Below are 7049 nucleotides of genomic sequence, written 5' to 3'. Positions count from 1 at the left end.
GGGCAACTTCGCCACCAACATCGAAGGAGGGGCGCACTACGGCTATACGCTGCTCTGGGTAGTGCTGATGGCCAACGTCATGGCCATGCTGTTCCAATCACTCTCGGCGCGCCTTGGCATCGTCACCGGCAAGAACCTGGCCGAACTTTGCCGCGCCCACTTTCCGGCTCCCCTGGTATGGGTGATGTGGGTGGTGAGCGAGCTGGCCGCCATGGCCACCGACCTTGCCGAATTCCTTGGCGGCGCGATCGGACTGTCGCTGCTGTTCCACATACCGTTGATGGCGGGCATGGTGGTGACGGGTGTGGCGACCTACGCGCTGCTTACGCTGGAGCAGCGTGGCTTTCGCCGGCTGGAGGTCGTCATTGGTAGCCTGGTGGGCGTGGTAGGCGTGTGCTACCTGATGGAAGTGTTCATCGCTCCGGTCGATTGGGCGGCAGCAGGCTTCGGCTTGGTAAACCCGAAGCTCCCCGATGGCGCCTCGCTCACCCTTGCCATGGCGATCATCGGCGCCACGGTGATGCCCCACGCACTGTTCCTGCATTCGGGACTTACAGCCCGCCATGTGCGTCCGCAGGACGGCATCGAGCGCCGCAAACGGATGAAGTATTCGGACATCGAAGTGGTCGTCGCGCTGGGCATGGCAGGACTGATCAACATCGCCATGGTGTTGATGGCGGCCGCGGCGTTCCATCCCGGCCATGCGGATGTGGCGAAGATCGAAACGGCTTATCGCACGCTGCTGCCGCTGCTTGGTGGCGCGGCGGCCACGGTATTCCTGGTGTCGCTGGTAGCTTCAGGAATATCCAGCTCCGTCGTGGGCACGCTGGCCGGCCAGTTGATCATGCAGGGCTTCGTCGATTTCCGCATTCCGGTCTGGGTACGTCGCCTGGTAACGATGCTGCCGGCTTTCGTGGTGGTGTGGATGGGTATCGATGCCACCCGCGCGCTGGTGATGAGCCAGGTGGTACTGAGCATGGCGTTGCCCTTTCCCATGCTGGCGTTGCTGTGGTTTTCCGCCCGCCGCGCGTTGGTCGAGCCTGCATGCGGCAAGGCCCTGCTGGCCGCGGCCATTCTCGCCGGCATCGTGGTGCTGGCGTTGAACGTCGCCTTGTTGCTCCACACGGCAAATGTACCGCTGCCAGGGCTGTCTTTAACATCGTAGCCGGACCCTTGCGGGCATGTATCCTATCGGATACACTCCTTGCATGAATACGGTCAATCTCTCCGACGAATTCAGGGCTTGGTTCGGCGGACTGAAGGACCTCACGGCAAGGGTGAAAATCCTTCGTCGGATTGAGCGTCTGGAGAGTGGCAATCCGGGAGACGTGAAGCACTTCGACGGCTTGTCGGAAATGCGGATCGACCACGGACCCGGCTACCGTGTTTATTACGCCAAGGAGGGCAAGGAGATCTACCTCGTGCTGGCAGGCGGAGCCAAATCCACGCAGAGAGCAGATATCACCAAGGCAAAGGCCATGTTGGCGGGTTGGAAGCGGTAGCCGTTAGCTCGCAATCCCCTAAGAATCTCAAAGAATCAGCAGTACCCAATGGAGTGCGCAATGACCACGAATTTCACCCGCTTTGACGCGGCGGAGTTCCTCGACTCCGAGGAAATGATTGCCGCATACCTCACCGAAGTGCTTGCAGAAAACGACCCCGCACAGGTCATCACAGCGCTCGGAACGATTGCCCGCGCGCGCGGCATGACGAAGATGGCCCAGGACACCGGGCTCGGCCGCGAAAGCCTTTACAAATCACTTCGACCAGGGGCGACGCCGGCTTTCGACACCATCTCGAAGATCGTCGCCGCCCTCGGCGTGAAGCTGACGGCAGAGCCAGTGCGCGTCGCAGCGAAAGCGGCCACGGGCAATGCGGTGCGGGCTAAACCTGCTCCTGTGAAGGCTGCACCCATCCGCCGCAAGGCAGCGGCAGCAAAGAGAACGTCCAACAAACCCAAGGCCACTCGAGTAGCAAAAAGCTAGGCAGCTGCCCCAGGCATACGTGACCCTTCTCAACCGTTAATAGGCTGCTTGGCGTCACGCCACCGCGGGCACCCGGCGGGCATGGTGGCGACCGAGCAGCACCAACGCCAACCCTGCAGCCGCGAACACCGCGCCCATCATCGACACCGCGACATAGCCCAAACCCGCGGAAATCACCGCGCCACCGGCGGCGGCGCCCAGCGCATTGCCCAGGTTGAATGCGCCGATGTTCACCGAGGACGCCAGGCCCGGCGCTTCATGCGCCGCCTGCATCACTCGCATCTGCACCGGCGGCACCACGGCGAACGCCGCGGCGCCCCAGAGCAGCATGGCGATGGCCGCACCGACATGGCTGCCGGCAAGCACCGGCAGCGCCACCATCACCAATGCCAGCGCGACCAGGAAGGCGATCAGGCTACCGTCGAGGGAACGATCGGCGAGCTTGCCGCCGATGGCATTGCCGATGGTGAAGCCGATGCCGATCACCACCAGCATCGCGGTAATGAAACCGGCGCTGGCGTGGGTGATGTTGGTCAGTACCGGGGCAATGTAGGTGTAGACGCTGAACATCGCCGCCGAACCCAACACCGTGGTGCCCAGCGCCCCGAGCACGGCCGGGCGCGCCAGTACCTTCAGCTCGCGCCGCACGTCGGGCATCTTGCCGGCCTCGCCCTTGGGCAAGGCCAGGGCCAGCGACGCCATGGCCAGCACGCCCAGGCCGGCGGTAGCGGCAAAGGCCATGCGCCAGCCGATCGCGTGGCCTAGCCATGCCGCCGCGGGTACGCCGCCGACGTTGGCGATGGTCAGGCCCATGAACATGGTGGCCACGGCACTGGCGCGCTTCTCGCGCGGTACGACGCTTGCCGCCACCACCGAACCCAAGCCGAAGAAGGCGCCGTGGTTCAGGCTGGTGACCAGGCGCGACGCCAACAGCCAGCCGTAACCGGGCGCCAGCGCGGACAGCAAGTTGCCCACCGTGAAGATACCCATCAGCGCGATCAATGCCGTGCGCGCCCGCACCCGGCCCAGGGCCAGCGTCATCAGCGGTGCACCGATCATCACGCCAACGGCGTAGGCACTGACCAGCATGCCGGCCGTGGGAATGGACACGTGCACGCCATCGGCGATCACCGGCAAAAGGCCCATCGGGGCGAACTCGGTGGTGCCAATGCCGAACGCGCCGACGGCCAGCGCCAGCAGGGGCCAGTTGGTCTTCATGGGGTTTCCGCAAATGAATAGGGATGCTGCAGTGCAAGATGGACCATGCAGCGCGCCTTGACAATCCGCCCATCGTTCCCATCACTAGTGAATCCAATTCACAGGTGCGCCATGGACAATCGGACTGGGGAAATGCTGGTGTTCGTACGCGTGGCGGAAACGGGGAGCTTCTCCGAGGCCGCGCGCAAGCTGCGGATGACGCCATCGACGGTGAGCAAACTGGTGTCACGCATCGAGGAACGCCTCGGCGTGCGCCTGGTGGAGCGTTCCACGCGCGCCCTCGCACTTACCGCCGAGGGCGTGGCGTATTTCGAGCGCAGCCAGGCGCTGCTTGCGGAACTCGACGACATCGAGAGCAGCCTGGGCCAGCATCATGGCCAGCCGCAGGGCACGGTGACCGTCAATGCATCGGTCGCCTTCGGCACGATGGCACTGGAGCCGATCCTGCCGGACTTCTGGGCTGAATACCCCGGCATCGTGGTCGACCTTTCCCTTTCCGACACCATCGTCGACCTTTACCTCGATCGCACCGACGTCGCCTTCCGCGTGGGCAAATTGCAGGATTCGAACCTGCATGCCCGGCGCCTGGGACACGCGCGCCGCATGATCGTGGGCTCGCCCGATTACCTCACTCGCCACGGCACGCCGCGCATCGTGCAGGACCTGGACGGACACAACTGCCTTGGCTTCAACTTCCGTCGCGCGGCGCCGATCTGGCCGATGAAGGATGGCGGACGCGTGGTTTCTCGCACCCTGGGCGGCTCGTTGCTGGCCAACAATGGCGAGACCGTCCGCCGCATGGCGCTGGCCGGCGTGGGCCTGGCGCGGCTGGGTTCGTTCAATGTCACCGACGATGTCGCGGCCGGCCGGCTGGTCGAAGTGCTTCAGGCATCAGGCGTCGACGATCGCGAGGACATCAACGCCGTGTACCTCGGGGGCACGCGCATGGCGCCGCGCGTGGTGGCCTTCCTTGATTTCGTGGTACCCCGTCTGCAGGCGTTCCTCAAGACACGCGCCTGAGCGGAAAGGAGGCTTGGGGCGCACGCATCGGCGTACCGCGCGCCACCGCTCGACCCGCCAAACGCCCGACCCGGCCATCCGCCGACGGCTGGAAGTCCTAGGCCGGACGTAAGGCGCTGGCGGCCTGCATTCGGCGTATGATCCCGAGCTGGGGCGGTTTCGCGAAGCACGCGGGGCCATAGCATCAGTACTCTCTTTGCGGGGTCGTGGGGATGCCGGACATCATTGATTTTCTTGAGCGCATCGGGACCGAACCCGGCCTGCGCGATCATGGCGACGTTCTTGCGCACGCGCTCGAAGAAGCCGGTATCGAACCTGCGCAACGCGCGGCGGTTCTTGCCGGTGACGCCGAGACGCTGCGTTCGCAGCTGGGCTCGGGCGTCATGTTCGAGCTGCAGATGCCGGCGGAGGAGCAGCCCGACGATGAGCACGAGCCGGGTGAGGAAGACGAGGAAGACGATCGCCCCGGTGACGACGGCCGCACGCAATTGCGTACGCGGGATGTTCCGATGGCTTGTCTGCCTTAAAGCCATGAGCGCGGCACGCCTCAGGCGCCGCGCCTTCTGGTGCCCAGCGGTGCTGCTGGCGTGCCTGTTGTTCGCCGCCTGCGCGCTGGGCAAGGCCGGGGAGCCCGTGGACCCGGGCCCGCTGCTGGCCCACGCGGACAAGATCAAGACGATCGACCATCCGCGCTTCGTGCAGATCATCAACGATCTGGGTGCCCGGTCCGACAGCCTGCAACCGGCGCAACTGGGTTACCTGCGATTCCTTGAAGCCTGGCAGGTGGCCTACTCGGGCGACTACGACCTCGGCGGACGTCTGCTCACCCAGGTGATCGACAAGTCGGACGATCCCATACTTCGCTTTCGTGCCACTGCCACGCTGATCAATATCCTGGGCATCGGCCACCGTTACGACGATGCCTTCGCGCGCCTGGCGCAGCTCCTTGACCAACTTCCCAGCGTCAACGACGCCACCGCGCGCTTCCAGGGACTGGGCGAAGCGGCCCAGGTGCTGATTGCCGCGGGCCAGTACGACCAGGCCGCCAGCTACGCCGAGCAGATGATCGCCGACTACCCGAAGGGCGAGACCACCTGCAAGGGCACGTTCTTCAAGCTCCATGCGCTGTTCAAGAGCGGCCGGCTGCAGTCGCTCAGTCCCGACTTCACCGAAGGCGTAAACACCTGCGTGGGTGCCGGCGAAGTACTGGTGGCCAATACGCTGCGCGCGGATATCGCCGCCTTCGACATCCAGCAGGGTGCCAGCCGCGAAGCCATCGCCCTGCTGCAGGCCAACTATGCCGACGTCCGCCGCGACCAGTACCCCAGCCTGATGTCGCAGTTCGATGCCTTGCTGGCCCAGGCCTACTGGGAAACCGGGGATTCCGAACACGCCCGCAAGTCCGCCATCTCGGCGATCAACATGTCGATCAAGAGCGAGTACACCGAGCCCTTGAGCATCGCCTACGACGTGCTGTACCGGATCGCCAAGGAAGAGGGCAACACGCGCGCGGCGCTGGACTACCACGAGCAGTTCATGGCCGCCGACAAGGGCCATTTGAACGACATCACCGCACGCACCCTGGCCTACCAGATGGTTCGCCAGCAGGTCGAAGACAAGAAAATACAGCTGTTCGACCTGAGCCGCCGGAACCAGATCCTGCAACTGCAACAGGAACTGGACCGGGAGGCCGTGAAGACCAGCCGTACGTACATCGTGCTGCTGTTGTTCCTGCTGGCATCGATCGGTTTCCTGCTCTACCGCCTGCGCCGCTCGCAGTTGCGCTTCATGCACCTGGCGCGACGCGATGGCCTTACCGGCATCTGCAACCGCCAGCACTTCGTCGAGGAGGCCACCCAGGGCCTGCGTTACTCGGCCAAGTCCTCGCGCAGCGCGTGCCTGATCCTGATCGACCTGGACCACTTCAAGACCATCAACGATACCCATGGCCACGCGGTGGGCGACCACGTGTTGAAGCGCACGGTCGCCGTGTGCCAGCGCTACCTGCGCTCACGGGACGTGTTCGGCCGGCTGGGCGGCGAGGAATTCGGCATCCTGTTCCCCGAGTGCGGCGCCGAGCAAGCCCTGGCCCGGGCCGAGGAGATCCGCCAGGCCATCGCCGAGGTACCGCTGGACCGCGATGCCGGCCACGTAATGGTGACCGCGAGCCTGGGCGTGGCCTCGGCCGAACGCAGCGGCTACAACCTGCACCGGCTGATGGTGGACGCCGACGATGCGCTCTACCGGGCCAAGCGCGAGGGCCGCAACCGGGTGGCCACGGCCTCCTCGGCGGCTTCCGGAAGGGCCCCGGGCGACGTTGAGATTTCCTACGCGGGCGAACTGGGCTAGCCTTCGTACTGGAATTCCCCTCCCCAGGAATCGAACCATGTCACGTCGATTGCTTACCTGCCTTGCCCTCAGCCTGGGGCTTGCGCTCGCCATTCCCGTTGCCTTTGCCGCCCAGCCGGAACCGAACACGCTTTCCGACCAGGAAAAAGCCGACGGATTCAAGCTGCTGTTCGACGGCAAATCGCTCAAGGGCTGGCATTCGTACCTGCAGAAAGGCACCGGCAAGGACTGGAAAGTCTCCGACGGCGCCATCGTGCTGGAGAAACACGTCAAGGACGCTTCGGCCGACTTCGCCGACCTCGTCACCGATGGCGAATACGACAACTTCCACCTGAAGCTCGAATGGCGGATGACGCCCTGCGCCGACTCAGGCGTGATGTTCTACGTGCACGAATCGCCCGAATACCACTACACCTGGGCCACGGGCCCGGAGATGCAGATCGCCGACCTCACCTGCACCCGCCCGGACAGCACCAC

The 7049-nt window shown here is 64.7% G+C and carries 8 protein-coding genes; 7 read left to right on the top strand and 1 reads right to left on the bottom strand.

The window, feature by feature from the left end:
* From VK519_RS13605 to VK519_RS13595, 3 genes are all read left to right on the top strand, one after another.
* On the top strand, window positions 1-1165 hold a 1165-nt coding region (locus VK519_RS13605), incomplete at its 5' end, for an Nramp family divalent metal transporter (RefSeq protein ID WP_324350625.1).
* A gap of 43 nt (window positions 1166-1208) precedes the next feature.
* A complete protein-coding gene (locus VK519_RS13600) occupies window positions 1209-1502 on the top strand; it encodes a type II toxin-antitoxin system RelE/ParE family toxin (RefSeq protein ID WP_324350623.1) in 294 nt (97 codons plus the stop codon).
* A gap of 60 nt (window positions 1503-1562) precedes the next feature.
* The gene (locus VK519_RS13595) at window positions 1563-1985 is read left to right on the top strand and encodes an addiction module antidote protein (protein WP_324350621.1); all 423 of its coding nucleotides are present in this window, start codon (window positions 1563-1565) and stop codon (window positions 1983-1985) included.
* Window positions 1986-2039: 54 nt separating this feature from the next.
* Here the strand turns inward: VK519_RS13595 and VK519_RS13590 are convergent, their stop codons facing one another.
* Window positions 2040-3203 (bottom strand): MFS transporter, encoded by a 1164-nt coding sequence (locus VK519_RS13590; protein WP_324350620.1) that lies wholly within the window; start codon window positions 3201-3203, stop codon window positions 2040-2042.
* 111 nt (window positions 3204-3314) lie between these two features.
* Between VK519_RS13590 and VK519_RS13585 the strand changes: the two genes are divergently transcribed.
* The 4 genes from VK519_RS13585 to VK519_RS13570 all read left to right on the top strand — a co-directional run.
* On the top strand, window positions 3315-4223 hold the full coding sequence (locus VK519_RS13585; RefSeq protein WP_324350618.1) for a LysR family transcriptional regulator: 909 nt from the start codon (window positions 3315-3317) through the stop codon (window positions 4221-4223).
* Between the two features lie 212 nt (window positions 4224-4435).
* Window positions 4436-4750, top strand: coding sequence for a hypothetical protein (locus tag VK519_RS13580; protein WP_324350616.1), 315 nt, complete (start codon window positions 4436-4438; stop codon window positions 4748-4750).
* 4 nt (window positions 4751-4754) lie between these two features.
* Window positions 4755-6572, top strand: a complete 1818-nt coding sequence (locus tag VK519_RS13575; RefSeq protein WP_324350614.1) for a GGDEF domain-containing protein — start codon at window positions 4755-4757, stop codon at window positions 6570-6572.
* Between the two features lie 37 nt (window positions 6573-6609).
* Window positions 6610-7049 (top strand): 3-keto-disaccharide hydrolase (locus tag VK519_RS13570; RefSeq protein ID WP_324350613.1); only part of this gene is annotated, 440 nt, incomplete at its 3' end.

Source organism: Pinirhizobacter sp. (assembly GCF_035317885.1).
GTDB lineage: Bacteria > Pseudomonadota > Gammaproteobacteria > Xanthomonadales > Rhodanobacteraceae > Pinirhizobacter.
Note: the sequence above shows the minus strand (reverse complement) of the source record. Positions and strands in the feature narration are given on the sequence as shown.